Source organism: Streptomyces sp. NPDC020362, assembly GCF_040642095.1.
GTDB lineage: Bacteria > Actinomycetota > Actinomycetes > Streptomycetales > Streptomycetaceae > Streptomyces.
Map to the genome: position 1 here is coordinate 1 of NZ_JBFAET010000445.1, position 2,291 is coordinate 2,291.

Here is a 2,291-nt window from a genome sequence, read left to right on the forward strand (position 1 = left end):
ATGGTTGCCCCCTATGGTCCTCGGCGGGCGGTCCTGCCGCTTCCAGCGTGTGCCGGTGGGAGGGGCGGGGAAAGGGGTCCCTCGGCCCCCGGACGAGCCGTTCGGCCTGGAGTATGTCCGAGCGGGAAACTCCGCCGGTCGGCGGGACCACTCCGAGGCCGCGCGGCTGCGGAGGCGGAGCATGGTGGCCCGGTCGAGTAAGCAGGTGATGCGGTGACGCCACCTCACGTGCTGGTTGAGTCACCCAAAGTATGATCTTGCGCGTTGTTGTCACCGTGATTACGCGAAGGAGCCATCTCGTGGCACAGACCCACTTCAAGGGCAACCCGGTACAGCTGGTGGGCGACTTGCCCGCCGTCGGCGACGAGGCCCGATCGTTCACGCTGGTCAGCAAAGAACTGGCCGACAGGACGCTGGCGGACTTCGCCGGCAGTCGGAAGGTCTTGAACATCTTCCCGAGTCTGGACACTGCCGTCTGCGCGGCATCGGTGCGCAAATTCAACGAAGTGGCCAACACCCTGGAGAACACCGTGGTGCTGTGCGTCTCCGCTGACCTGCCTTTCGCCCAGGCCCGGTTCTGCGGTGCCGAGGGTCTGGCGAACGTGGTGACTCTTTCCACGTTCCGTAGCCCGCAGTTCGCCTCGGACTACGGTGTGGCACTTGCGGATGGACCGCTGGCGGGTCTGACGGCCCGGGCGATCGTCGTGCTGGACGAAAACGACAGCGTCCTGCATGCGGAACTCGTGGACGAGATCACCACTGAGCCCAACTACGATGCGGCCATTGCGATTTTGAAGTAGGAGCGGTGAACATCGGCACCTGTGTTGGCCGGCGCAGCCTGAACGCACTGGCCGACGCAGGTCACCGGTCAAGGCACCAGGTCCGGTGCGCGTCCACCGGGCCCGGGCCAGCAGGCACAGCAGTCCGACCGTGACGGCGGGGGTGGCCGCGAGCGACGCGCGTTGCCCGGGGCCGCCGCCGACCAGCGGCCCGACCACCGGGACCGTCATGAGGGCCGTAGTGGATTCCGGGCCGGCAGCAGGCGGGAGGAACCGAACAGCGCGTACAGGGCCGGAGCCGGAAGGATTGCCCAGAGTCCGGCGACCGGTGGCAGACCGGCGACTCCCGCGTACGCCATGACCTGCAGCACGAGGCACGAGGCGCGAGGCGCGAGGCGCGAGGCGCGAGGCGCGAGGCCACCGTGACGCCCGCGAGCAGATCGCCGCCGAGCCAGTCGCGCCGGGGGACGAACAGGGCATCGCGCCGTGCATCAGCAACGCCCTCCCTGGCAGCCGTTTTCCCGAGCCTTCGGCCATGAGCCAGTCCTCCGCCGTCCGCTCCCATGATTTCCGCTGACACGGAGACCCTGCACGTCCGCTCGCCCGCCGGCCCGCATGCAGGGCGGAACACCGGACGCTGACGCTCCGATGGGTCGATCGGCCCCGCGCAGGGACGTGTGGCCCCTGACCCAGCCGGGGGCGCGTCACCACCCTGGAATCGAGCCCTCACCGGGGAGGTGGAGACCATGTCCCGAACGGTTACCGTAGGCCTCGACGGATCGCCCGAGAGCCGGGCTGCCGCCGAGTGGGCGGCGCGTGAAGCGCTGCTGCGCAGCCTGCCGCTGAAGATCGTCCACGTGGGGGAACCGGTGCCCGAGTACACGGCTTGGGCCGCTTTGCACGGCCCCGAGACCTATCAGCACTGGGTCGAGCAGATTCTGCGCGAGTCCGCCGAGGGCCTGCAGGTGCGCCACCCCGGTCTCGAGGTGACCAGCGAGCAGTTCACGGGGACCGTGGCCGACATCCTGTGCGAGGCGGCGGGCTTCGCCGAGCTGTTGGTGCTGGGCTCACGGGGCTTCGGCGGGATCGGCGGATTCATGGTCGGCTCGGTGAGTCTGTCCGTCGTCGCACACGCCGAACGACCGGTGGTGCTCGTGCGGGCGGAAGAGCTGGCCGCGGACGAGCACGAGATGGATCCCTCGGGCGTGCCCTCCGCTGCCGCGCCCTTCCGGCCCGTGGTGCTCGGTCTCGACATCGATGCTCCGGACGACACCCTGATGGAGTTCGCCTTCGACGCTGCCACACGCCGCGAAGCGTCCCTGCGTGTCGTGCACGCCTGGCCCGAGCCGCCCACCTCCTTCTACCGCTTCCCCGGTGACGCCGAACTCTACGACTCCCTGGAGCGTCAGCAGGCCGCCGCCCTGGCCGAGGCCCTGCGCCCCTGGCGGCAGAAGTTCCCGGGCGTCGAAGTGATCGAGGCGAGCCGGTGCGGCAGCGCCGCCCAGATCCTCG

At 69.6% G+C, this 2,291-nt stretch carries 2 protein-coding genes and 1 pseudogene; 2 read left to right on the forward strand and 1 reads right to left on the reverse strand.

Features of this window, described 5'->3' with window-relative positions:
• Window positions 1-299: 299 nt before the first annotated feature.
• Complete coding sequence (gene tpx, locus AB0H32_RS48020; RefSeq protein WP_361135980.1) at window positions 300-800, forward strand: thiol peroxidase; 501 nt, start codon at window positions 300-302, stop codon at window positions 798-800.
• Between the two features lie 105 nt (window positions 801-905).
• Here the strand turns inward: tpx and AB0H32_RS48025 are convergent.
• A pseudogene (locus tag AB0H32_RS48025) lies at window positions 906-1,254 on the reverse strand (SulP family inorganic anion transporter); the annotation flags it as partial.
• 271 nt (window positions 1,255-1,525) lie between these two features.
• Here AB0H32_RS48025 and AB0H32_RS48030 point away from each other — a divergent pair.
• The coding region (locus AB0H32_RS48030; protein WP_361135983.1) for a universal stress protein at window positions 1,526-2,291 on the forward strand (766 nt) is incomplete at its 3' end.